Source organism: Pontibacter chitinilyticus (genome assembly GCF_039748935.1).
Taxonomy (GTDB): domain Bacteria; phylum Bacteroidota; class Bacteroidia; order Cytophagales; family Hymenobacteraceae; genus Pontibacter; species Pontibacter chitinilyticus.
Genome location: NZ_JBDIZJ010000006.1, coordinates 153268 through 177652, shown reverse-complemented (window position 1 = coordinate 177652; position 24385 = coordinate 153268). Strand labels below are relative to the sequence as shown.

The following is a 24385-nucleotide window of genomic DNA, read 5'->3' as shown; positions in this document are numbered from 1 at the left end:
CGCTACAGCTTATGCTGGTCATACACGCTAAAACCACTAATTATGGAAAATCATCCCTTCTGCCTCTCTATTCACAATGTCTCCAAAACCTATGCTACTGCTACCTCTCGATGGGGGCTATCTCGCGTCAAGGAACAGCCCGCTGCAGTACAGGCATTAGACAATGTAAGCCTCACTATACCACCCGGTATGTTTGGCCTGCTGGGGCCAAATGGGGCTGGCAAGTCTACGTTGATGCGCATTTTGGCAACCCTGCAGGAACCGGATAGTGGCAGTATTCAGCTAGGTGGCATTGATGTACTGCACCAGAAAGAGCAGGTGCGCCAAACGCTGGGCTACCTGCCCCAGGAGTTTGGAGTTTATCCCAAAGTGAGTGCTGAAGATTTACTCGATTATTTTGCCGTGCTCAAAGGCATCACTAACCGCCCGGCACGCAAAGAAGTAACTGAAGCGCTGCTCCGGCAAACGAACCTGTGGGACAAGCGCAAACAGAAATTGGGTGGTTTCTCAGGGGGCATGAAGCAGCGCTTTGGCGTAGCGGTGGCGCTGATGGGAAACCCAAAGCTGCTAATAGTGGACGAACCCACGGCTGGCCTGGACCCTGCCGAACGGGTACGTTTCCTGAACCTGCTGAGCAAACTAGGGGAAAACAGTGTGGTGATACTTTCCACCCACATTGTGGAGGATGTTTCGGAATTGTGTACCAACCTGGCCATCATCAACAAAGGGAAAATTTTGCTGGAGGCACAACCGCAGCAGGTAGTGGAGGCCCTGCAAGGAAAGGTTTGGCGTATTCTGATTGATAAAAACAAACTGCCTGCAGTGGCGCAGGAGCACCAGGTGATTTCTGCCAAGCTACTTGGAGGCCGCACCCTGGTACATGTGTATAGCCAGCAAGACCCGGGGACTGGGTTTGAAGAGGTCATGCCAGATCTGGAAGATGTTTACTTTAGCACCATGACGGGCTTCTTGGACCATACCAATCAGCCACTTAAAGCAGCGGAGGTACAGCTATGAAATTTCAGAAGATATTTCAGTTAGAATTCAATTACCAGATTCGCCAGGTAGCTACCTGGCTGTACTTTATGGTGGTATTTGCAATAGCTTTCTCAATTCTTATAGGCAATTATTTGTCTGATGCGCGCGAAGGGTATATGCTGCTGAATGCGCCTATAATCATTGCGGCCGTCACCGTCTTGTGTTGTGTATTTTGGCTGTTGATGGGTGGCGCAGTCGCGGGAGATGCAGCTGCAAGAGATGTGCAGACGTGCATGTTTTCACTCACCTACACCGCTCCTACCAGCAAAGCTCATTATTTAGGCGGACGGTTTTTGGCGGCCTTTCTGCTCAATGTGCTTATTCTACTGGCCATCCCTTCGGGCATCCTTATCTCCATGTATTTCACCGGGGTAGAGAAAGAGGTATTAGGCCCATTTAACATTGGGGCGTATCTCAGTTCATATTTTTATCTGGTGCTGCCTAATGCCTTTATTGCAACCGCTATTCAGTTTTCGATGGCGGCGCTTACACGTAAAGCCATGGCCAGCTTTATGGGGGGCATTTGCCTCTTTATAGTGGCTTATCTGGTGGGCCAGGCGCTGGATGCTACGAAGGGACAAGTGGAATGGGGCACGCTGGTAGATCCCATGGGTTTTACACCCGTTCTAAGCCATTTATCCCTGGAGTGGAGCCCGATTGAAGTGAACACTAGTTTTGTTGAATTGAAAGGGACGTTTCTGGTAAGTCGCGTACTCTGGTTGATCGTATCACTGGGCATGCTGGCGCTTACCTATGCTCGCTTTCGGTTCAGTTTACCGGAAATACGTCAATCACAGAAAAAAATTACTGATACCAAAACAGAAACAGCAGCCCTGCCTTGGCTGAATTGGGGAACAGGAGCGTCACTGCCGCAGGTGCAGGGACGCTATGGCACTGCCACATATTTACGTCAATTACGCCTGATTACCTGGAACGCTTTTCTGCAGCTAGCAAAAAGTAAGGCTGGTCTTATTGTACTGGCTATTCTGGCTTTACTGGTAACGGTGCTTATAACCAAGAATTTAGATGCCAGAGAAGTACCTTTGTTCCCCAGAACAGACTTTGTTCTCAATTATATAGCGACTCCTCTCACGGAACCAAAATTTGCCTGGATTATTATCGCGCTACTCACCATGTTTTATGCCGGGGAGCTGGTTTGGGGGGAACGGGAAACAGGGCTCAGCGAAATTATCAACGCTGCCCCGGTGCCGGAGTGGATACTTTTCTTAGGCCGGTTCCTGTCAATAAGCCTTGTCCTTGTCGTGTGGCTGGTCTTTTTGATGGTGGCCGGAATGCTGGGACAGGCGGCAATGGGCTATACGCATTTTGATCTTTGGCTATACGTGCAGGTGCTTTTTGGGCTGCAGTTGGTCGATTGCCTGCTCTTTGCAATGCTGGTGCTGGTGGTGCACGTATTGGTTAATCAAAAATATGTGGGTCACCTGGCGGCGCTGCTGGCGCTTGGGTTTATCACCTTTGCCTCCAGCCTGGGTATTGAGCATAAATTACTGATCTTCTCGGCAAGCCCTAAATGGTCGTACACTGAAATGGCTGGTTTTGGCGCATCACTTGGCCCTTGGGTATGGTTTAAGCTTTACTGGCTTGCATGGTCGCTTTTGCTGGGAGTGGTGGTTGCGCTATTTTGGGTGCGGGGCCGAGAGGTAGGGTTTGCCTTCCGCCTTCAACTGGCACGTCAGCGCTTTACGCGCACCACAGCCCTTTTTACAACGGCAGTGGCTGCAGGCATTCTGCTTGTTGGAGGCTATATTTTCTATAACACCAACATACTAAATACCTATACCAATGCTGCTACTTCCGCGGCGCTGCGAGCGGCCTATGAGCAGCGCTATGGCAAGTACCGCAACATACCCCAGCCTTTACTAACCGGGGTAAAGCTGCAGATAGAAATTTATCCAAAGCAGCGTAGGGTGGAAATCCAGGGCGCATACGTACTGGTGAATAAGAGTAAGACAGCCATTGACTCGGTACATCTAGGAATAGGAGGCGTGGAAACAAGTACGGTTCATTTTGATAGACCAGCGAAGGAAGTATTGGTAGACGAGGAGCATGGCCACCGCATTTATGCCCTTGAGAAGCGCCTTCAGCCTGGCGACTCGCTGCAGCTCCGTTTTCAGGTGTTGTATGAAACACATGGCTTTACAAACAGTGGAGCAGATGCGCAGGTACTAGCCAATGGTACCAGCTTCCGGAATTTGGAGTGGCTGCCAGTGATTGGCTATCTGCCGTACCGGGAGTTAGACGAGGCCGGCGCCAGAAAGAAGTATGGCTTGGCACCACGGCCCGCTACCGCCTCGCTATACAATCTGAAGGCCCGCAACTATGCACCGTTTCCAGAGCAAATCAGCTTTGACGCTGTTGTGGGTACGGATGCAGGCCAACAAGTGGTAGCACCGGGTACCCTGCGCAGGACCTGGACAGAAGGCAACCGACGATATTTTCATTATGCCACAGATGCTCCATTGCGAAATGAATATGGCTTTTACTCGGCAGCCTACGCCGTGCAGGAAGGAGTATGGAAAAGTCCGGAGGCTGGTCAGGGGCAAGATGTTTCTATTCAGATTTACTATCCCCTTGGGCTAACTGAGAATCCGAAGCGTATGGTCCGTGCTGCTCAGGCATCGCTTAATTACTATACCAAACAGTTTGGCCCCTACCCACACCGTCAGATCCGCTTTGTTGCCCATGCCGGGTACGGGTTCGGCAACCACGCTTCGCCCATCAATATTACTACCGAGGAGGGCTTTTTCCTCATGAATCCGGAGGCCGATGAGCGGGGCTTCGATCTGGTTTCGGCAGTGGTAGCGCATGAAATAGCGCACCAGTGGTGGGGAAATCAGCTAAAACAAGCCTATGTAGAGGGAGCAGGTCTGATTACCGAAAGCTTAGCGTGGTATTCTGCCATGGGCGTACTGGAGGATAATTACGGCCCTGCTTATACACATCGGCTGCTGAGCTTTCTGAGGGAGGAGAATGAGGTCCCACGCACTCGTGCCGCCTTACCGCTGTTGCAGGCTAATAACTGGTATCAAAACTACCGCAAAGGTCCCTTGGCGCTGTACGCCCTCAGCCAGTATATGGGACGTGACAGGCTAAATGAAGCCCTCCGGAATTTGCTGGCGCACCACCGGCCAGGGACACTTCCACTACCCACTTCGCTGGATCTTTACCAAGAACTGCAGTCAGTAACTCCAGATTCCCTTCAGCCTTTTTTATACGATTTATTTGCTGCGAACACCTTCTGGGACCTGAAGATGAATGGTGCAACTGCTAATGAAACAGCCGAAGGTACCTGGCAAGTAACGTTTAACCTGCAGGCGAACAAGCTGGTGGTAGACAGCGCCGGCACAGAAACAAAACTGCCGATGCAGGATTGGGTGGAGCTAGGAGTTTTCGCAGCAGCAGAAGAGGGCCAGGAGAAAGGCAAACAGCTTTACCTTCAAAGACACCGCCTCATGTCTGGACAGCAGACTATCACGGTAACGGTACCAGTTAAACCAGCACAGGCTGTCCTTGATCCCAACTACCTCCTGATCGACTGGAATACCAACGACAACTACAAAAAGGTAATGATAGCAAAGTGAAAGGGAGTAACCAGGTAGCAGCCTTGCCTCTATCTGTTGGCATAATACAGCAGGGAACAAGGCGAAGAGCATGCTTTGGTCTTTTTTCAGAATTTAGGCTGCACTAGAATAGATGAGACTCAGAAGGGTAGAGAACGTACAGCTATTGGGAAAATAATATAGCGCTAATCTAAAGGTTAGCAGTTGTTGAAAGTAGTTATGAGCTATAGAGAGCGGAAAGCCTCAAGCTATCTCCCGACCAGAATGTTCCAGGCAATGTGGCGAGGATTTATGATCTTATGTATGATGACCTGGTAAACAGACAGAAGACATCGAAGTTGTTCAGAAGAAATCAAAGCTCTTGATCTGGAAGAGAGAAAACGCCAGTTTCAGTATAGTAAATACTAGTAGTTACCGCCTTAGAGGTTGCTTTATAGAGAAAAATATAATGATGCGGATATAGCTGTTAATTAGGACGATATTCAAAGTGCGCCTTCACCCCTATCTCTGAAGATAATTTAAATTAGTTGAGTGAAACCCAGTATTAGTTTGGCGTGTGGCCTACATCTTGTTTGAACGCGTGGCTTAAATGCGATTGATATTTGAAACTTAGCTCATAGCCAGCTTCGCTCAGTGTTCTACTTGTGTCGAATATCTTCTCCTTGGCTTCATCTATAATATTCAGCTAGATATACTCCCGCAATTTTAGTTCATTGTTCACACTGCAGACTTACCGCAAAGTCGAACAGTTAAAAGTCACCTGCTGCTCGAAAACGAGACGATGCTCATCGTGAACTGGCAGACATGTATGAACTGCAGCTAATCAGAGCAAAACTAAAGAAAGGCGGGCAGCTGCGAAACGCAAATAAATAATGGAAAGCAGAGCGAAAGGAATAACAGCAAAGCAGAAACTTTTTGTTATGCTGAAAATAGAGAAGCATCTTATAATGTATGCTAAATTACTATTTGCTGTTTACGCTGTAGATCAAAGAAATGAATTATCGAATTTAATCATAGGGATCTTGTAGTTCTGAGAGCACATTTAGAGGAGAAGCGTCAGCATTGCCTTAAATGTGCTACCACTTAGGTCCAGTACAGGATAGGTGCATGAGGGAATCGCCTTTTCAACTCACCCTCAAAGAAGCTGCGGAGCGTTTTCATGGTGAGCGCCGGGTACACATACTTACTGCCGCCAAACTTATTAAACTTTAGCGAGCGGCTGCTTTCGTCGAAGTCTACCTGCGTATTTGGGTACCACTCCTGCAGGATGGCCTTGGAACCTGGCGTAAAACGGTGGCTAATCAGCTCAAAGGTAAGCTCACAGTCAAAGTCGAGCGTATGTTCTAACCTATCCAGCAGGTCCGTGTACTGCTCTTCCCAGTCAGGTAGGGGCATAATGGGCGCACCACTTTATAACCGCCTCCGCCCATGGATTTAGGCAGGGCTAGTTTGCGTATGGCTGCCAATCGCGCGTGCAAGGAAGCGGTGCCGCCCTCCATTCTCTTGGATACAAATTCTGTGTTTATACTTATCCGCGGCTGAGTGTTATTGTTGTGTGGCAACTGCAGCAAGCCATCTACCCGATCGAACTTAGACACCCAGCACAAGTGCATGTTTTGCTGCTCTCCGAAGAAGCGGATTGTCACAGCGAGGCTTCCAGTCAGGTGCTCTATACCCAGTGGGTCTGTATAGCAGCTTGCTTCATACGTGGTGACTTGTACTGCCTTTTTATACTTGGGCAGGTTGTTTAAAATAGCCGGTAAATTCGCGAAAGCCCTTATCACAGGAGGGCCTTACAGGCTTCCTGCCAGGTAGCAGTACTGGCAATGGGCGGGGCAGCCTTCTGCCAGGTGAAACTGGAAATCAGCGGAGGACGGGATTGGCTGCAGTTTCAGAGCACTAGCTGGCGCTGTCACAATGGCCAAAGTACTTTTAGCCTTGCGGCAAGTTTCCCGCTCATCTTCACCACGTAGCCCCAATTCTGTTTTGCTTTAACGCCGTCACGGGTAGCCCCAGAGCCTTTACGCGCTCATACATCTGTTGTCCCCAGGGCTAGTCTAAAGCGGCGGGCATAATGAGCACCTGCGTCGGCATCCATAGCTTTGACTTCGCTTGGGTTAATTTAGTTTTTGGCTCTTCCTTCAAAGCTACTTCCATACTATATTTTATGCTGTTATTTCTGTTGAATTGCACTCCTGCATCTACCTGCTAAAGAGCTATAAGAGGTGCTATAAAAGAAACAAAATCAATGCCTATTTGATTCAGCATTAGAGATCTAGGTTAAGTTTTAAGTTGTTATAAACAGTTGATTATAAATATGGTTTTTCTAAACCATGCAGGTGGTGTGGCTGTTATAAAAGGGTATGCAGAAATTTAACCCGTCTACCATTTTTTATACTCCGGATGCCTTGAATGAGCGAGGGGAAGAGGTGTTGTTAAGTTACCCGGATGCGGCTCCAATAGAGATCAAGCAGCACAATAAGTTACCTGCTTTAGATGGCAACCACTACCAGGTAAAGTCGGATGTGCTGGTGCTGGGGCGGCTGAAAACATTGGTGTGCCGAGAGAGTGGCCGCAGCTCCGATTTTATAGCATCCAGCCTAGCCAATGGTTGCCTGGGAGCCTGCGCCTATTGCTACGTGGACCGAAACAAAGCGGTAAATCCCATTACTCTCTTTACCAACACCGAGGAAATATTGCTGGCGGTTGACAAGCACGTGCAGAAGCAGGCGTGGCCGAAAGTGCCTAACCAGACGCACGCGCAGTACTATACTTACGATATTGGTTGCAACTCTGATGCATCCGTGGATGCTGCTATTTCTGACAGCGTACATTCGGCGGTTGATTTCTTTCGGGAACACCCCAAGGCTTTTGCTACTTTCGCCACCAAGTTTGTAAACGAGGAGATGCTGACGTATGACCCGCATGGAAAAACCCGTATTCGCTTCAGCCTTTTACCGCACAAAGTGAGCAAATTGGTGGACGTGCGCACAGATAGCTTGACTAAGCGCTTGGCTGCCATTAACAATTTTTATCACGCAGGGTATGAGGTGCATGTAAACTTTTCGCCGGTTATAGTGTACGAGGGTTGGCTGGAGGATTACAGGGAGTTGTTTGAGCAGTTAAACCAGGTAGTGCACCCGAAGCTAAAGGAGCAGATGAATTGCGAGGTAATTTTCCTGACGCACAACCAGTGGCAGCATGAGCTAAACTTGTCTATTAATCTGAAGGCGGAGGAGCTGATCTGGATACCCGCTATTCAGGAGACAAAGCAAAGTCAGTTTGGCGGCATCAACGTTCGGTACCAACACCAGCTAAAGGCGCAATGGATCAGCGAATTCAGAAAGCTGCAGCAGGAGGTGATCCCGTGGTGCGCAATTCGCTATATTTTCTAAAATAAGAATTAACTACTATAACCGAAGGAAAAGAGATAACAGCATAAAGGCCGCTCCATTTTGTATGGAACGGCCTTTATGCTGTTATAGTCCGAAGGAGTAAATTATCAAACTTTATCTACATTGATTTAGTGGCTCTGGAGGAGTTTCATATTATAAAAATATCAGCTCTGACTTTGAATATTTAACATGGGCAATCAGAATTTCAGCTTTTACTTCTCGACAATGACCTTTATCGTCTGCGTTCCGGTATCAGCGGTAAGACGCACCAGGTAAAGTCTCTTCCCGAGCCCCTCTGCTCTTAACTCGTATCCATAGCGTTGGTTAGCCTTTGCCGTGCCAATTGCTATTTTTCTGACAAGCGCTCCTTTTAGATCGTAGAGTTCTAAGGAGTTGTCAGTATCCTGCTCAGCGGTAAAGGCATGCGTCGTAAGATCAGCGAAGATGGTGGGATAGGCTTGAAGTCCTGCCGCTAGAATTTCAGCTTCTGCAGTGCTCAAGAAAAGACCAGCCAGGCAGATATACAGTAAATTTTAAGAATTGATCATTTGACATATGCACAATTTTGCTTAAGTTTAAAAGTGTACTTCGTACAATTATACTTGATATTGCTACAGATTTCTAGGGTTCATAGGTTTAGCTATAGCAACTTAACTTTTACTAAATTAAATAGAGCTGTAATCCCTAGCCGCCTTTGCAAGTAGCCGTAGAGGATACGGATTCCTAGAGATGCAATGTAAGAACCGGGATGATTAATAATGAACGTGTTTTGATACAGGCTTAGGTGGTACCGGTAAATGGGGTCGTGTTCGAAAGGTTGTGAATTATTACCGTGCTTTAATAACAATAACTATAATCATTGTCTAAAACATAAATTTAAACTGTCTATGCTGCAGAAGCGACATTTAATGCTGTCCCTGATCACTATTTTAGTATCTTCTTATACATGGGCGCAGGAGGCTAAGAAGCCATCAAAAGATGCTCCGGTTTTCACCCAGTTTAGTTATCAGGGCGACGATCGTATATACAAGGAAAACCCATTGCAGCCAGACGAGTTTTATACACCTATTCTGCAGGGATGCTATCCTGACCCCAGCATCACACGCAAGGGAAATGACTATTACCTAGTAAATTCTTCCTTTGCTATGTTTCCGGGAGTACCGATTTTTCATTCCAATGACTTAGTGAACTGGAAGCAAATCGGGCACGTGCTGGACAGGCCTTCCCAGTTAAAGGTACAGGATTCAGGCATATCGGCAGGCGTTTATGCTCCTGATATTAAGTATAACAAGAACAATGACACCTTTTACATGATCACCACCCAGTTTTCCGGAGGTATGGGCAATATAGTAGTGAAGACGAAAGATCCGGCAAAGGGATGGAGCGATCCGATAAAGCTTCAGTTTGATGGCATTGACCCCTCGCTTTTTTTCGACGATAACGGGAAAGCCTATGTGGTACATAATGATGCGCCACCAAAAGGTAAAGCACTGTACGAGGGGCATCGGGTAATTAAGATCTGGGAGTATGACGTTCAAAACGACCAAGTAGTGCCAGGCACCGATAAAATTATTGTGAATGGAGGCACTGATATTTCGCAAAAACCCATCTGGATTGAAGCCCCACATATATACAAGAAAAACGGACGTTACTACCTGATGTGTGCCCAAGGCGGTACCGGCGACAATCACAGCGAAGTGATTTTTGTTAGTGACAGTGTAACTGGCCCTTATCTGCCGGCTAAAAATAACCCGATTCTTACCCAACGGTACTTCCCAAAGAACAGGCCCAATAAAATGGATTGGACCGGGCATGCGGACTTAACAGAAGGTCCTGACGGTAAGTATTACGCTGTGTTTTTAGGTATCCGTCCCAACGAAAAAGACCGGGTAAACACCGGGCGCGAAACCTTTCTATTGCCGGTAGACTGGAGCGGTGAGTTCCCGGTATTTCAAAACGGGCTGGTGCCTTTAAAGCCCAAGTTAAAAACCCCGGCCGGCGCAAAAAACCAAACTGGTCAAAACGGTTTCTTCCCGAACGGCAACTTCACCTTCACCGATAACTTTACGGCTAAAACTTTAGATTACCGTTGGATTGGAATGAGAGGCCCTCGTGAGGAGTTCATCAGCACAAGCAAAAAAGGCTTGCAAATCACGCCTTTTGCAAAAAGCATCAAAGAGGTAGCGCCCATATCGGCTTTGTTCCAACGGCAGCAGCATAATGCTTTTACTGCAACCGTTAACCTAAACTATGTGCCGAAATCAGAAGAGGATTTGGCAGGGATTGCGTGTTACCAGAGCGAAAAGTTTAATTACGTGTTAGGTATCACTAAAAAAGGAAAGGATAGCTACCTGGTACTGGCCAAAACCGAAAAAGGCGAAACATCCATTTTAGGCAGTGAAAAAATAGATGCCCATAAACCTGTGCAGTTACAGGTGGTGGCGCAGGGAGACAATTACAGGTTTAATTATGCAACCGGTAATCAGGACTTTAAAAATATCGGTGGAACAGTCTCCGGAGATATTCTTTCTACCAACGTGGCAGGCGGTTTCACCGGTGCGCTGATCGGCTTATATGCCACCTCTGCCAATGACATACGGCCTTAGCAAAGCGCAAATCCTTCTTCAAGTATACTTGCCTGACTGATGAAATTTGAAATCTCTCACCTTAAAGTATAAGCTCATGAAAATGAAGTTATTAGCAACCCTGTTTGCGGCCGTTTTAACCAGCAGTATTGCGTTAGCACAAACGAGTCAGACAGCTGTAGTGGAGGATTTTAAGCCTTCCGTTTTAAACCAGCCCAGACAAGAATATCCGCAGGTCAACTCGCAGGGGTATGCGCGGTTTCGGATAGAGGCGCCACAAGCCGACAGCGTCAGGGTAAGCCTGGGTGGAAAAGGGGGAACGTTGCTTACTAAATCGTCGGACGGGTTCTTTACCGGCACCACGGCAGGGCCAATGGATGAAGGTTTTCATTATTATCATCTTTCCGTAGATGGCGGAACCTTTGATGACCCTGGCACCCTAAATTATTATGGTTCTACCCGATGGGAAAGTGGTATCGAAATACCTGCCCACGACCAAGACTTTTACGCGCTCAAAAATGTGCCGCATGGTCATGTGCAGCAAGTGCTGTTCCCTTCCAAAAGCACCAATACCTCACGCCGCGCCTTTGTTTACACGCCACCGGGCTACGAGAAAAACACCAAAACGAAATATCCTGTCTTGTATCTGCAGCATGGCTGGGGCGAGGACGAAACCGCCTGGAGTAATCAAGGGCATGCCAATCTGATTATGGATAATATGATTGCCGAAGGTAAGACAAAGCCTTTTATCATCGTGATGACTTACGGCATGACCAACGATATCAAGCCAGGCGCACCGGGCGGTTTAAAAAGTTTCAAGATCGAGCCCTTTCAAACCGTGCTGATAGATGAACTGATCCCTTACATTGACGCCAATTTCCGCACGCTAGCCAACCCATCCAATCGTGCCATGGCTGGACTGTCGATGGGTGGGTTTGAAACACATACGATCACGCTTAACAAGCCCGACGTTTTTGGTTATTATGGGCTGATGAGCGGAGGCGTTTATACCTCGGACGAAATCAAGGACAAGTCTAAAGTGAAACTCATTTTCCTCAGCTGCGGCGGCAAGGAAAATCCGGATAGGGTAAGAAAAGCCGCTACGGACCTCAAAGCAGCCGGCTTCAATGCTGTTTCATATGTTTCGAAGGGTACCGCGCACGAGTTTCAAACCTGGCGCCGAAGCCTCCGGGAGTTTGCCCCACTGCTCTTCAGGAACTAACTTACCATATGCCAGCCACGCTTTAGCGCCTCAATACTTGATTTTTCCAACTGTCCCACTTAAAGATTTTTTATGAAACGGTTATGTACATTGCTCGCAGTCTTGATGCTGCTTCATGTGGCGGCCAAAGCCCAGAGTATTGAAAAAGAAGCCCCCAAGGGCTTTGACGTTAGACAACCTGATATTGCCCACGGTAAAATAGATACCATCACCTATGACTCTAAAACAGTCGGTACCACACGCCGAGCGTTAGTATACACTCCTCCGGGTTTTTCTAAAAGCAAAAAATACCCGGTGCTGTACCTGTTACACGGTATTGGCGGCGATGAAAAAGAATGGCTGAAAGGCGGCCAGCCCCAGGTAATTCTAGATAATTTGTATGCCCGGAAAAAAGTTCAGCCCATGATTGTGGTCATGCCCAACGGCCGGGCCATGAAAGACGACCGGGCAACGGGAAACGTCTTTGACAGTGTGAAGGTGCAGGCCTTTGCTACTTTTGAGAAAGACCTGCTCAAGAACCTTATCCCTTATATTGAAAAAAGCTACCCTGTCCGCAAAGACCGGGAAAGCCGTGCTATCGCCGGTTTATCCATGGGAGGCGGCCAGTCTTTGAATTTCGGCTTGGGCAACCTGGGCACCTTTGCCTGGGTGGGAAGCTTCTCGGCTGCGCCGAATACCAGGGAGCCGGAGAAATTGCTCCCTGACCCGGAAGAAGCAAAAAAGAAACTACGGTTGCTCTGGATTTCCTGCGGCAGTGAGGATCGCCTCATGGGGTTCAGTAAACGCACACATGATTACCTGGAAAGCAACGACGTTCCCCATGTTTTTTTCGTGGAGCCAGGAGGGCACGACTTCAAGGTATGGAAAAACGACTTGTACCTGTTTTCCCAACTGTTGTTCAGACGATAGGGTCATGCGTTCAGAATAAGCCGTCTTTCGGGTTAACCCACAGGTGGCAAGCTGTGCAAAGAATAACAGCCAATAACAAAAGACTGAGGAGTTCCCGCTAAAAAGAGCCCCTGGTATCAGCTATTCTCGCTCATGAAAAGCTTTTTCACGAGTTCAGGTCTGCTGCATCCGCCACTTCATTCCCTGCAGCAGACAAACGAGTAGGGCCGGTAAAATGAAATTAACTACTTATACAGCTTCTTTAACCTTTTATAAATCAACTTACATGAGAAAATCTGTAATAAAGAATTCTTTCCTGCTTGCCGCCGTGTTGATGACTTTTGCTTCTCAGGCGCAATCCAACTTTAGCAGCAAGCTAATCGGCATGGGCGTGGTGGTGTCTGATATGAATCGTTCGTTAAATTTTTATATGAATGGGATTGGTATGGTAAAGGCCGATAGTTTTAAGATCGAAGAGGCTTTTTCAAAGCGTTCCGGCCTTTCGAATGGCATTCCGGTTTCTGTAACAATTCTGAAATTGGAGAATAGCCCTGAAGCTAATGAATGGAAGCTTATGAGCTTTGGCAAAAAAGCCTCTCACCCTAAGCAAAAGTTTATTCAGGACGATACAGGTGTACAATACATCACCATTCATGTAAATGCACTAAAGCCAGTAATCGAAAGACTAAAGAAAATGCACGTTCCTTTCCTGGGAAGCACGCCTATACCTTTGAACCAGGACGCGTACTTTGTTTTGGTGCAGGATCCCGACGGGACTTTTATAGAACTCATCGGGCCAATGGAATAATTCATCACCTGAAACCATTAAACACAGTCAGGCTGCAACAAAGAGAACGACATTTCTTTACGGCGGTCTTACATTAAAGAAAGCGAACAACACCAATGATAAAAAGGCTTTTGCAATCAGCTTTTCTTACCCTCGTTTGCCTGTTCACTGCTTTAAATTTGCGAGGGCAAGGCGCGCAAAACCCCATCATTCATGCCGATGTCCCCGACATGGCTATGATCCGGGTGGGTGACACGTACTATATGAGCAGTACCACCATGCATATGAGCCCTGGGTTGCCCATCATGAAGTCAAAGGACCTGGTGAACTGGGAGCTCGTGAATTATGCATATGATACCCTGGGTGATGTGGCCGCTTTGAATTTGGCGAATGGGAAAAATGCCTACGGCAAGGGCTCCTGGGCCAGCAGCCTGCGTTATCATAACAACACCTACTACGTAACCACCTTCGCCCAGACTACCGGGAAAACCTACATTTATACGACCAAGGATATTGAACATGGCCCCTGGAAAGTGCAGTCCTTTGAGCCGGCCCTGCATGACCATACTTTGTTTTTCGGTGATGACGGAAAGGTATACATGATCTGGGGTAGCGGACAGCTAAAGATGGCAGAGTTGAAGGACGATTTTTCAGGTATAAAGCCCGGTACGGAAAGCGTGCTGATAGAAAACGCAACGGCACCTGCCAGCCCCAATGTAGGGCTGCCTGCCGAAGGGTCTCAGCTTTTTAAGGTGAATGGGAAGTATTACCTGTTTAACATCGCCTGGCCCAAAGGCGGCATACGTACTGTCATCGTTCACCGGGCGGATAAGCTAACAGGCCCTTACGAGGGCAGGGTGGCCTTTCAGGATAAAGGCGTGGCACAGGGAGGACTAATCGATACACCGGATGGAGACTGGTATGCATACTTGTTCCGCGATTACGGAGCGGTAGGCCGCATCCCCTACCTGGTTCCGGTAAAATGGGAGGATGGCTGGCCTGTATTGGGTGTGGATGGCAAAGTGCCTGATGAACTGAATCTTCCCGAAAGCAAAGGCTTGATTCCGGGTATTGTGGCCTCTGACGATTTTACACGCAAAAAAGGGGAACCCTCACTGCCGCTGGTATGGCAGTGGAACCACAATCCTGTCAATGCGCTTTGGTCTGTTTCCCAGCGGAAAGGCTACCTGAGACTGAAAACCGGCCGTATTGACAAGGACTTCCTGCAGGCCAGAAACACGCTAACCCAGCGAACAATTGGGCCGGAAAGCGCTGGTTCAACAGCTATCGATGTATCGAACATGAAGGCGGGCGATTTTGCCGGTCTTGCCCTGCTGCAGCAAAAGTATGGCCTCGTGGGCGTCAAATATGAAAACGGTGCTAAATCCATTGTCATGGTCAATGCCGAGTCGGGTAATCCGGTTGTAGCGGAGAGTGTGCCGCTCAACCAAAAGAAGGTATACCTGAAAGCTGAAGGAGACTTTCACGACCGCAGGGATATAGCTACTTTTTATTATAGCCTTGATAGCAAAACATGGAAGAAGATAGGTTCACAGCTGCACATGGAGTACACCCTGCCACATTTTATGGGGTATCGGTTCGGGCTGTTCAATTACGCTACTAAAACGGCGGGCGGCTATGTAGACTTTGACTATTTCCACATTGGTGACCGGATTACCAACACCAGTAGAGGCCAGGCACCAAAGTAAAATGGACTACATAGCTGTACAAAATTATTTTCACTACCAAGTATACATGGAGGAGATTATAAGAACAAAATCTCAGGTTGAAAATTTGAAAAATGCCAGAGAAGAATTTTTGGAGTCTTCTGAGCATGCAGTATGCCTTCAAAATAAATATATTTTATAGTTGATGACTGTAAAATATATTTTCGTTAGAAGCCCTTTAGTTACGTCTACCAGCTTTTGAGTTAGCGCTCTTCCGGATTATCGGGCATAGTTGATGTAAAGCAAACGGTACGGCTTTTTTGCAGGCATTTTAGCAAGAGGGCGGAGGAAATCGCCAATACCATCGCTTTCCTGCTCCCGAAGCGCTCCAGCCATACCGAGCAACTCATACATGTAGACGGTGGCTTTTTATACCTGGACAGGGCAATGGGAAATGCTTGAAGCAGCCATTAACCTTAACATATATGAGAACACTAACATGTACTACACCAGAAACATTAAAGTATGGTGCAGCAGCAAAGCCAGAGTTAACCAAAGCCAAAGCAACCATGAAAGATTAAGCAAACTGGCATCTGCGGTACTGACCTTCATGCTTTTTGGAACGCAGCCATATATTAAATATCCGCGCAGACAATCATAAGGAACAGGGCTATTCACCATACAGTAAAAGTCGGAACCAGCCCTCCTGTAGTGCTGTTTAAGTCTGTTCCACGATATGTTCTACGCTTAAGAAAGCTCAATAAAATCAACTGCTTGTTTTGGCTCAATAAGCTACAAGTTGCTTATGAGCATAAATGCTTTAAGCTACAAACCAAAGATGATAGGATCACATAGAAAAATTATGAGAGCGTTCTTATGCTGTTTGGTATTTAATCTGGCATTCCTGCTTCATGTGTCTGCTCAAAATGATTCTCAGTTAAAACTTTGGTACACAGAGCCAGCGCATCGGTGGGTGGAAGCCCTGCCGGTTGGAAACGGGCGCTTGGGAGCCATGGTGTATGGAGACCCCGCTAAGGAAGTGATTCAGTTGAATGAGAACACCGTCTGGGCAGGGCAGCCCAACCGAAACGATAACCCACAGGCCAAAGAAGCCTTGCCTGAAGTTCGGAGATTGATTTTTGAAGGTAAATACGATGAAGCCCAGAAGCTGGTCAATCAGAAATTTATTAGTAAAACGTCGCAGGGTATGCCGTATGAGACCGTTGGTAACCTGAGGCTTTTATTTGAAGGCCACGAAAACTATACAAACTACCACAGAGCGCTTGATCTTGAGAAAGCGCTAACTACTTCCCGTTACCGTGTCAACGGGGTGAACTACAAAACGGAAGTCTTTTCTTCTTTTCCAGACCAGGTCATCGTTGTTCATCTGATGGCAGATAAACCAGGCGCAATAAGCTTCTCCGCTACGATGGACAGACCTGAAAATGCCGAGGTTTCAACCAGAGGTGGGGATGAGCTTATCCTTTCTGGAAGAACAGGTAGTCATGAGGGAGTGGAAGGCAAGGTGCAGTTCCAGGCCAGGGCCAGCATTCAGCATACGGGGGGGATAGTCAAAGCCACTGAGAGCAGTTTGCAAGTTGAGCAGGCGGATGAAGTCACTATCTATCTCTCGATCGCATCTAATTTCAACAATTACAAAGATATTAGTGGAAACGCAGGAGAGCGGGCAGACGCCTACCTGCAAAAGGCTCTGAAGAAGGGGGCAGAGGCAATTCGCAAAGACCACGAGGCCGACTATAAACAATATTTCGACCGGGTGAGCATTGACTTGGGTGAAACGGAAGCCGTAAACCTGCCCACAGACCAGCGGATCGCGCAGTTTCAAATCGGGAGCGACCCGGCCTTAGTAGCCCTTTACTTTCAGTTTGGCAGGTATTTGTTAATTTCTGCTTCCAGGCCAGGTGGACAGCCGGCGAACCTTCAGGGCATTTGGAACGACCAGCTCACCCCTCCCTGGGATAGTAAATACACCGTGAACATCAACACGGAGATGAACTACTGGCCCTCTGAAATAACAAACCTGACGGAGCTGAACGAGCCGCTGATACAGATGGTGCGTGAACTTTCTGAATCTGGCCGTCAAACTGCAAGAGCCATGTATGGGGCAGATGGCTGGATGCTACACCACAACACCGACATCTGGCGCATCAGCGGGCCTGTCGACGGTGCTTTCTGGGGCATGTGGCCGATGGGCGGGGCATGGCTTTCACAGCAACTGTTCGACAAGTATGAATTCTCCGGTGACAAGAGATACCTTGCATCTGTTTACCCCATTCTAAAAGAAGCCTCCAAATTTTACCTGGATTTCCTGGTTGAAGAGCCCGAACATAAATGGTTGGTAATTGCTCCTTCTGTTTCTCCGGAAAATGCCCCGACCGTTTACCCTGAGTCCTCTATATCGGCAGGTACGACCATGGACAACCAACTGATTTTCGACCTGTTTAACAAATCCATCAAGGCTGCAGAGGTTCTAAACACAGATGAGGCACTGGTAGCAGAAATGAAGGAAAGCCTGCAGAAGCTGCCACCCATGCAGATTGGCAAGTGGGGGCAGCTCCAGGAATGGATGCAGGACTGGGATAACCCCAAGGACCACCACCGCCATGTGTCACATTTGTACGGGCTTTACCCCTCGAATCAAATTTCCCCCTACCGTCATCCAGCTTTGTATAATGCCGCCAGAACATCGCTTCTTGCCCGTGGTGATGAGTCCACGGGGTGGTCGATGGGCTGGAAGGTGAACCTGTGGGCAAGGCTGCTGGATGGGAACCACGCGTTGAAGTTAATTGAGGACCAGTTATCGCCTGCCGGTAATAAAGCCTTTGGAGAGGGAGGCGGCACCTACCCGAACCTGTTTGATGCGCACCCTCCCTTTCAGATCGACGGAAATTTCGGTTGTGCGGCGGGTATTGCTGAGATGCTCCTGCAAAGCCAGGATGGCGCTGTACACATACTACCCGCTTTGCCTGATGCCTGGGCGAAAGGCAGCATCAGCGGCCTTAGGGCCAGGGGAGGATTTGGGGTTGACATCAAGTGGGAGGACAACGCACCAGGTGAAGTAACCATCCGGTCTGCCATGGGAGGCAACTGCAGAATACGTTCTTACTACCCGCTCTCTGGCAAAGGGCTGAAGCTAGCAAAGGGGGCGAATCCGAACCCTTTTTACCAGATAGCCGAAATAAAGGAGCCGTTGGTTGCACCAGAAGCAGACCTGAAAAGTATGCCACTCAGGAAAACCTACGAGTATGACCTTAAAACCAAACCAGGAGGTGTTTATGTTATCAATTTGGCCAAGTAAATGAACGCATGAGTTAAATGATACATAAATGGTGGCTTGGAGAAGGATTGAGGTGCAGGAGAGAAATCGGCCACAGTACAAAAATGGAGATTCACCCAAGTGGATACTTTGTAACTTAAACTACTTTAACAATTTTTGACATAGTGTTTAAAACTGCTTAGTTTATCTCTAAAGGTTTGCAACCAGGTCATGAAGGAATTTCAAATATGAAAACACAAACACTTCTATCAGTTGTAGTGCTGCTACTAGGTTCATTCCATTATGCTTCGGGCCAGGACTTGAAACTCAATGATCTTGAGTATTTCGAGAGGCAAGGCGTCAATGTCCTGGTGTACAATAACCTCTTTTCGGGAGGGTTCAATGATGAAAAGAACGCCGGTATAGAATTGATTCACCATGGCGTCAGAACAGCGCAAGGTGGTGCGGTGCGACTCTCCAATACGCCGGAGCAGTGGGATCTGGTTCCGGAGGTAAAAAACCGAAAAGTTGACCGTGCGTCAAAAAGCATTGAGGCTACACTCAGGTACAACGATTACAATTTCGAGTCGCGGGTGGTAGTGACGGCCAAGGGGAAAGGCGTTGAGATAGCCGTTTACCTGGATAAACCCGTTCCCAAGGCCTTGGAAGGAAGCGCCGGTTTTAATCTGGAGTTTCTACCCTCACAATATTGGTCGAAAGCTTATTTGATGGATGGGCGTTATAACCGGTTCCCGCGCTATGTGGTAGGTAACACCGCTACAAGGCCCAACAGCGAAAAGCCAAAACAGTTTAAGGGCTATAATACTTCAGACGACAGGGGCACCGGCAAGTATATTGTTCCGCTCCCGCTTGAAACCGGACATACGCTTCTTATAGCACCCGATGAACCGTCCCGTTTGGTAAAAATCACCTCGCCGGAGGCCGATCTTATGCTTTTCGATGGCCGTTTGGTGGCACAAAATGGTTGGTTTGTCGTTCGAAGTCTACTTCCGGCAGGAAAAACAGGCAAGGTTTTGACATGGATGGTGGAACCAAACGCTATCAAAGGTTGGGTAAGAGAGCCTAATATCGGGTTATCCCAGGTGGGCTACCTCCCGGCGCAGCAAAAGGTTTCGGTTATTGAACTCGACAAGGAAGACAAACCACTTGCAAAAGCCCAATTGTATAAAATAGGCAAAGATGGCAATGCTACCGAAGTATTTAGCGGCAAAATTATACAATGGGGAAACTATTTTAAATACAACTATGTGAAATTCGATTTCACCTCAGTCAAAAACCCAGGTATATACTACATCCAGTACGGCCATTTTAAAACAAACGATTTCCTAATAGATGATCACGTTTACGATAAAATCACTGATGCCACCAGCGATGTATGGATTCCAATCCATATGAATCATATGTTCGTGAACGAGGCGTACAGAGTGTGGCATGGTGAGCCCTTTAAAGAAGGTTATCGCCAGGCTCCCCCAAACACAGATCACTTCGACCTTCATAGCCAGGGCCCCACCACCGATACCAAGTATAAAGCACTCGAGTTGATTCCCGGCTTAAACGTCGGCGGGTATTTCGACGCAGGAGATTTTGATATAGAAACGGGATCGAATATCAACGTGGTGCAGAACTTAGTCCACATCTGGGAAAACTTTAAGCCATTACGCGATGAGACGTTTGTTGACGAGAAGCAACGCTATGTAGACCTTCACCGACCCGATGGTAAGCCCGACGTACTGCAGTTTATCGAGCACGGAACATTGAACCTGGTAGCCCAGGCAGAGATTGTCGGGCATATGACGCAAGCGCTCACCAACGCTGTGCTTGACAATTACCATCACCTTGGTGACGCAGCCTCCATAACAGACGGGCTCCCTTATAACCCGGAACTAGGCCCTTACGAAATTGCCAAAGACGGCAAATCGAGTGGGGTAAAGGACGACATGTGGGCATTTACAAGCCGCAATCCTGACCTTGATCTCAGTGCAGCTACAACGTTTGCCGCAGCAAGCCGGGCGTTGAAGGGCTACAACGATGAACTATCAGCAAGAGCGTTGCAGCAGTCAAAAAGGCTTTTGAAAGAGGCAACGGAGTTGCTCGCTAGTCAGCCGCAGGATACTTCAGGTTGGGCCAGGTCAGCAAATGTCAGCACCAATCTTCAGCTGTATATTGCAACCGGAGAGCAGCAATACAAGGATAAATTCCAGGAACTCTTGTGGGCTTCGCTTGATCGCAGCGTTAATTTCAACCTGTTGACGGCACTAAATGCCATACCATACATGGACGCATCCTACAAAGCAAAACTCCGCCCTTATGTGGTAAAGTACAATGATTACATTAAAGAGCTTGATAAGGATAATCCGTACGGTGTACCGATCGGGCTTGGCAACTGGGCAGGCAACGGAATGATAACAAATTTTGGTACCACTGTTTGTTTTGCCAACAAATATTTCCCTGACATCATCGACGCCAGCCATGCTTACAAGGTTACTAACTGGTTGTTTGGCTGCCATCCGTATCATAATTATTCGTTTGTGGCAACGCTGGGTGCCACGCGTCCCAAAGCTGTGTTTTATGGAAGTAACAGGGCAGATTTCTCATTTATCCCAGGCAATGTTGCTCCCGGTGTTTTGTTCAGAAAGCCTGACCACTTTGAAAACTATGATGACTGGCCCTTTATGTGGGGAGAAAACGAGGGCACAATTGCCGGCAATACCAGTTATTTAATCTTTGGATCAGCTTTCAAGAATGTGATAAAATAAACAGGTTGAGTTGAACAGGGTTGGATCATCTCCTGCTTCAAACTGTTCAGTTTTAGCGCAAGTAATAAGTATATTGATGAGATGCTTATTACTTGCGCTATTTATTGAGTTGTTCAGAAGGTTGGAAACGATTTTATAAACTACCATACTTGACGTACAGGTACGTCAGATTTCCTTTCCTTTACAAAACCTGACGTACTCTTTCCAAAGCTGGCAAATAGTGCTTTTCGGAAGTTCGCGCTCATGAGCTGTGCGGCTTCAATTTTCTTTTCACCGATATTTTCCTTGAGATTGGGTTTTTGTCCCAACTATGGCTTGGGCTTGCAGCAGTGTACCCTCAGGCCGTAGCGAAAAAAACGCATTACACCTGGGCCTACAAGGGGAACGAAGAAGAAAGCCGACCAGCTGTTCTGTCATCACAGCTGATCGGCTTTAAAAATTTATAAACTTTCTATTAACGTGAACTCGGAAATTAAGCTAAATATCTTGCAGGGTTAAATCTTGCGTTTTGATGGTCCAGCAAGGTATAGGCGCTCAGTCCTGAGAGGATGTGGACCAGGGCGTTGCTTGGGTTTCGATGGCGGGTGTGGTCGATGTCACAAACAGTCATCAGGATTTCGTTGACTGCCTCGATGCTGCCGCGCTTGAGCAGGTTGAGTTTATCAGAAAGGATGAGGAGCATGTTTTTCATGTTGCGCCGGACCTTGGCCACCAAGTGAGGGCCCTGCTCGAGCAGTTCCTCTAGCAGAGAGGTGAGATAGCCTTTGTCGCCGTAACACTTGCCCTTCAAGCCGGAAAGCAGGAAGGCGAGCACCTTTTGATTGTTATCGGCCACGTTTGCCGGGGTGATAAGAAAGCGCATCAGTTCCCCGTGCCTGTTGATGACCAGGTGGAGCTTACGAAGAACCGGCCGGTGGAGGCTTTGTCGCGGGTGGCGATCCCTTCAAAGACCTTGTGCTGATGGGTGCGCGCCTGTTATCACAAACGGGCAGCTTCTTGGAGTCAATGTAGTATCCATTCGCTCAGAAAGGCTCGAGCGGGAGTGTGCCAGCAGAAAGGCATGCAGCAGGGCCTGACGCGCAAGCTCCAGAAAATGTGTGTAGGAGACGGCCTTGGGAAAGTAGCTTTTCATCTCTCCAAGCACCAGGATGGTCAAGACTTTACTCTCCGAGAGCGAAGACCTGCGTCCGGTCGGATGCCGCTGCTCCAAACCGTCAGGCATCAGGTGGGAAGCAAAATACTTCTTTACCGCCAGGCAAAAATCGTGTATGGTGCAGAACACTTCCACCACTTCACGAGTATCTATGATAAAGTACATAGAGCTAAGGTATAGGTAGAACATCGGATAGTATTCCTACCCAATTCTCTGCCTTCTTGTTTAGGTAAGTATCTGATTGTTATTAATTTAACGAGTTCACCTTAGTTTAAAAGCATGGGTAAGCAACATGGCAAAGGCACGGTTTACACGCACTGCGCTGGGGGCGCTACTCCTGCTGATCGCCGCCAATGCGTTTGGCGGCGGCTATTACGGTATGGCAGGCGCAGAAGGCATTCCAACGGAATGGCTGGAGCACAGCCCCTTCCGCAACTACTTTCTCCCGAGCCTCTTTCTTTTTGCATGCGTGGGCGGCGCGTGCCTTGTGGCAGGTGTCGCCGTGCTCCGGCAACACCCCTGGGCGCGGAAAGCAGCCTTTGGGTGTAGTGTGCTGCTGCTTGTGTGGCTAAGCCTGCAAGTGGCCATCATCGGCTATGTGTCGTGGATGCAGCCGGCAACAGCGGTAGCAGCAAGCTTGGTCTCACTTCTAACCTTCTTTATCCCCAAACCATGAATGCGAAGCATTTTATACTTTGGCTGCCCATGATTGTGCTTGCCTTTGCCAACGCCACGCTCCGGCAATTGGTGTTGGTGAAGCAATTCGATGAACTACGGGCGCACCAGCTTTCGACCGTCACGCTCATCATCCTTTGCGCCGCCTATGTATGGTTCGTGTTTCCGCTGCTCGCCTTCCACAGCGCCAGAGAAGCCCTGTTCGTGGGTGCTATATGGGTGGTGCTCACGGTGCTGTTCGAGTTCTCGCTGGGGCGCTTAACCAAACACTCCTGGTCGTACCTGCTACAGGACTACAACCTGTCGGCCGGGCACATCTGGCCGCTGTTCCTGCTTTGCCTGCTGTTGCTGCCGTACGTGTACTTTAAAATAAAAGGGGCCGGTTAAGTATAAGCCCTTTACCGCAGCAACCATTGCTGCACCAGCTGCTGCACTCTGAGGCGGTACAAAGTATAAATCAGGAAGTAGCTGGACTTAAATGTTTTATAGACAATGACATTACCTGTTGCAGAAAGAGATTGTAAAGTTCTGCAGAAGAGCAGGCATCAATGTTTGCTGAACCCAGCTGGCTGCCCAACTCATCTTGCTTAGCAGCAGATCAAATTCAGAGAAGATAATCTGCTCAAGTTCACTCTTTTTGCAATCCAGCCTTTCTGGCTAATCCTGTACTTGAGCTGCTTCCATATCTTCTCAATCGGGTTTAAATCAGGAGCATAGGGCAGGTTGTTGACCAGGTAAATCTGCAGCCTTCTTGCCAGGCGCTCGACAGCTTCCGTTTTATGGGCAGGCAAATTATCCCACAACAGGATGAACGCCCTGTACGCCGAATTAGCCTGCCTGATTAGTGGCAGAACCCGCAGCACCTCCTTCTCAGAGGAAGTAGCTATTTCCAGCGCCAATGACTGCCCCTGCAGTGCATAAAAGCCAAAGGTGTTCTGTTTGACCTTTTCTGTGTTCACCCTCCTTTTGGCCTTCTTGTGAAAGGACCACACCCTGGCCGTGTTCGCCTGCAGGTAAGTGCCTGTTTCGTCTGCCAGCCCTATGGCCACAGCCTCCAAGGGGACCTACTGCAGCAGCAAGGCGTCAAGGGTAGCCTGCAGGCGCTGCTGCAGCTGCTCTTGAGCTCTTTCACTTTGGCGGTAGTCTACCGGTCGTGGTTTATGGTGGTACATGCCCATCTCCTGCAGTATCCTCCGCAGATGCCGTGGGCAATAATGAACGCCAAACCGCTCTGCCAAAAGGGAGGCAACCTGCTCCAGCGTCTAGAACTGCTGCTCGCTGGCAAGAACTGCCTTGAGCTCCTGTTGTGTTGCGGCATCAAGCCTGCGTCCTACTCCTCC

Annotated in this window: 15 protein-coding genes and 4 pseudogenes; 13 read left to right on the top strand and 6 right to left on the bottom strand. The window is 48.2% G+C overall.

The annotated features are described in order from the left end of the window. Nucleotides 1–42: 42 nt before the first annotated feature. Together ABDW72_RS11555 and ABDW72_RS11550 are read left to right on the top strand one after the other, a co-directional pair. Nucleotides 43–1017: an ABC transporter ATP-binding protein gene (locus tag ABDW72_RS11555; RefSeq protein WP_347158713.1), complete on the top strand. Its 975-nt coding sequence runs from the start codon at nt 43–45 to the stop codon at nt 1015–1017. After that, nucleotides 1014–4640, top strand: a complete 3627-nt coding sequence (locus ABDW72_RS11550) for an ABC transporter permease/M1 family aminopeptidase (RefSeq protein WP_347158712.1) — start codon at nt 1014–1016, stop codon at nt 4638–4640. The genes ABDW72_RS11555 and ABDW72_RS11550 overlap by 4 nt, the downstream gene beginning before the upstream one ends. 1062 nt (nt 4641–5702) lie before the next feature. Here the strand turns inward: ABDW72_RS11550 and ABDW72_RS11545 are convergent. Beyond that, the gene (locus tag ABDW72_RS11545) at nt 5703–6014 is read right to left on the bottom strand and encodes a spore photoproduct lyase family protein (RefSeq protein ID WP_347158711.1); all 312 of its coding nucleotides are present in this window, start codon (nt 6012–6014) and stop codon (nt 5703–5705) included. Next, nucleotides 5963–6535 (bottom strand): annotated as a pseudogene (locus ABDW72_RS11540) (SPL family radical SAM protein). The gene ABDW72_RS11545 and the pseudogene ABDW72_RS11540 overlap by 52 nt, the downstream one beginning before the upstream one ends. A gap of 447 nt (nt 6536–6982) precedes the next feature. On the opposite strand from ABDW72_RS11540, the gene ABDW72_RS11535 reads away from it, so the two are divergent. Then, nucleotides 6983–8014, top strand: a complete 1032-nt coding sequence (locus tag ABDW72_RS11535; RefSeq protein WP_347158710.1) for a spore photoproduct lyase family protein — start codon at nt 6983–6985, stop codon at nt 8012–8014. Between the two features lie 212 nt (nt 8015–8226). Here ABDW72_RS11535 and ABDW72_RS11530 read toward each other — a convergent pair whose 3' ends face one another. Then, nucleotides 8227–8514, bottom strand: coding sequence for a T9SS type A sorting domain-containing protein (locus ABDW72_RS11530; protein ID WP_347158709.1), 288 nt, complete (start codon nt 8512–8514; stop codon nt 8227–8229). 408 nt (nt 8515–8922) lie between these two features. Between ABDW72_RS11530 and ABDW72_RS11525 the strand changes: the two genes are divergently transcribed. The 8 genes and pseudogenes from ABDW72_RS11525 to ABDW72_RS11490 all read left to right on the top strand — a co-directional run bounded on the left by ABDW72_RS11525 (nt 8923) and on the right by ABDW72_RS11490 (nt 21217). Further along, nucleotides 8923–10620: a glycoside hydrolase family 43 protein gene (locus ABDW72_RS11525; protein WP_347158708.1), complete on the top strand. Its 1698-nt coding sequence runs from the start codon at nt 8923–8925 to the stop codon at nt 10618–10620. A gap of 76 nt (nt 10621–10696) precedes the next feature. After that, nucleotides 10697–11821, top strand: coding sequence for an alpha/beta hydrolase-fold protein (locus ABDW72_RS11520; RefSeq protein ID WP_347158707.1), 1125 nt, complete (start codon nt 10697–10699; stop codon nt 11819–11821). A gap of 72 nt (nt 11822–11893) precedes the next feature. Next, nucleotides 11894–12724, top strand: a pseudogene (locus ABDW72_RS11515) (alpha/beta hydrolase); the annotation flags it as partial. Between the two features lie 271 nt (nt 12725–12995). Then, nucleotides 12996–13517, top strand: coding sequence for a VOC family protein (locus tag ABDW72_RS11510; RefSeq protein WP_347158706.1), 522 nt, complete (start codon nt 12996–12998; stop codon nt 13515–13517). Nucleotides 13518–13612: 95 nt separating this feature from the next. Beyond that, the gene (locus ABDW72_RS11505) at nt 13613–15205 is read left to right on the top strand and encodes a glycoside hydrolase family 43 protein (RefSeq protein WP_347158705.1); all 1593 of its coding nucleotides are present in this window, start codon (nt 13613–13615) and stop codon (nt 15203–15205) included. 300 nt (nt 15206–15505) lie between these two features. Then, nucleotides 15506–15625: pseudogene (locus ABDW72_RS11500) on the top strand (short-chain dehydrogenase); the annotation flags it as partial. A gap of 400 nt (nt 15626–16025) precedes the next feature. Continuing rightward, nucleotides 16026–18482, top strand: a complete 2457-nt coding sequence (locus tag ABDW72_RS11495; protein ID WP_347158704.1) for a glycoside hydrolase family 95 protein — start codon at nt 16026–16028, stop codon at nt 18480–18482. Between the two features lie 206 nt (nt 18483–18688). Further along, on the top strand, nt 18689–21217 hold the full coding sequence (locus ABDW72_RS11490) for a glycoside hydrolase family 9 protein (protein ID WP_347158703.1): 2529 nt from the start codon (nt 18689–18691) through the stop codon (nt 21215–21217). Nucleotides 21218–21689: 472 nt separating this feature from the next. Here the strand turns inward: ABDW72_RS11490 and ABDW72_RS20365 are convergent. Continuing rightward, nucleotides 21690–22535: pseudogene (locus ABDW72_RS20365) on the bottom strand (IS982 family transposase). 127 nt (nt 22536–22662) lie between these two features. On the opposite strand from ABDW72_RS20365, the gene ABDW72_RS11475 reads away from it, so the two are divergent. Together ABDW72_RS11475 and ABDW72_RS11470 are read left to right on the top strand one after the other, a co-directional pair. Further along, entirely contained in the window at nt 22663–23046 is a 384-nt protein-coding gene (locus ABDW72_RS11475) for a hypothetical protein (RefSeq protein WP_347158701.1), read from the top strand. Further along, on the top strand, nt 23043–23432 hold the full coding sequence (locus tag ABDW72_RS11470) for a hypothetical protein (RefSeq protein WP_347158700.1): 390 nt from the start codon (nt 23043–23045) through the stop codon (nt 23430–23432). Before ABDW72_RS11475 ends, ABDW72_RS11470 begins: the two co-directional genes overlap by 4 nt. Before the next feature lie 200 nt (nt 23433–23632). On the opposite strand, the gene ABDW72_RS11465 is transcribed toward ABDW72_RS11470, so the two are convergent. Both ABDW72_RS11465 and ABDW72_RS11460 read right to left on the bottom strand, forming a co-directional pair. Continuing rightward, nucleotides 23633–24094, bottom strand: a complete 462-nt coding sequence (locus ABDW72_RS11465) for a transposase (protein ID WP_347158699.1) — start codon at nt 24092–24094, stop codon at nt 23633–23635. 15 nt (nt 24095–24109) lie between these two features. Beyond that, the gene (locus tag ABDW72_RS11460; protein WP_347158796.1) at nt 24110–24304 is read right to left on the bottom strand and encodes a winged helix-turn-helix domain-containing protein; all 195 of its coding nucleotides are present in this window, start codon (nt 24302–24304) and stop codon (nt 24110–24112) included. Nucleotides 24305–24385 lie beyond the last annotated feature (81 nt).

Coding starts and splice junctions, on each gene's coding strand:
- ABDW72_RS11555 (WP_347158713.1), top strand. CDS start 43: ATGGAAAATCATCCCTTCTGCCTCTCTATTCACAATGTCTCCAAAACC.
- ABDW72_RS11550 (WP_347158712.1), top strand. CDS start 1,014: ATGAAATTTCAGAAGATATTTCAGTTAGAATTCAATTACCAGATTCGC.
- ABDW72_RS11545 (WP_347158711.1), bottom strand. CDS start 6,014: ATGCCCCTACCTGACTGGGAAGAGCAGTACACGGACCTGCTGGATAGG.
- ABDW72_RS11535 (WP_347158710.1), top strand. CDS start 6,983: ATGCAGAAATTTAACCCGTCTACCATTTTTTATACTCCGGATGCCTTG.
- ABDW72_RS11525 (WP_347158708.1), top strand. CDS start 8,923: ATGCTGTCCCTGATCACTATTTTAGTATCTTCTTATACATGGGCGCAG.
- ABDW72_RS11520 (WP_347158707.1), top strand. CDS start 10,697: ATGAAAATGAAGTTATTAGCAACCCTGTTTGCGGCCGTTTTAACCAGC.
- ABDW72_RS11510 (WP_347158706.1), top strand. CDS start 12,996: ATGAGAAAATCTGTAATAAAGAATTCTTTCCTGCTTGCCGCCGTGTTG.
- ABDW72_RS11505 (WP_347158705.1), top strand. CDS start 13,613: ATGATAAAAAGGCTTTTGCAATCAGCTTTTCTTACCCTCGTTTGCCTG.
- ABDW72_RS11495 (WP_347158704.1), top strand. CDS start 16,026: ATGAGAGCGTTCTTATGCTGTTTGGTATTTAATCTGGCATTCCTGCTT.
- ABDW72_RS11490 (WP_347158703.1), top strand. CDS start 18,689: ATGAAAACACAAACACTTCTATCAGTTGTAGTGCTGCTACTAGGTTCA.
- ABDW72_RS11475 (WP_347158701.1), top strand. CDS start 22,663: ATGGCAAAGGCACGGTTTACACGCACTGCGCTGGGGGCGCTACTCCTG.
- ABDW72_RS11470 (WP_347158700.1), top strand. CDS start 23,043: ATGAATGCGAAGCATTTTATACTTTGGCTGCCCATGATTGTGCTTGCC.